At 31.1% G+C, this 251-nt stretch carries 1 protein-coding gene; it reads left to right on the top strand.

Translation table 11 applies throughout. The features are described from left to right. Positions 1-251 (top strand): DUF735 family protein (locus U880_RS0105685; RefSeq protein ID WP_024655129.1); only part of this gene is annotated, 251 nt, incomplete at both ends.

A 251-nucleotide genomic window follows, 5' to 3' on the forward strand; every position in this document is an offset into this window, starting at 1 on the left:
ACTCCTCAGGCTGGGGTCATTAAAATTAAACTTCTTGGCACTATAAAAACTAATTTTACTGCATTTATTACTCCTAGCACCCCTAAAGGAAACAGATTAAAACGCATTAAAGTACGTGAAACTAAAGAAGGATTTCAAACTGCATATAAATTCCTAACATTTAATTTCCTTCCTAAGGGATATTCACAATCAATTTATTCATTTATAAAAAACCTTATCCCAATAGGACGGACACTTAAACTATATGATAA

The sequence above is a fragment of the Borrelia hispanica CRI genome (assembly GCF_000500065.1).
GTDB lineage: Bacteria > Spirochaetota > Spirochaetia > Borreliales > Borreliaceae > Borrelia > Borrelia hispanica.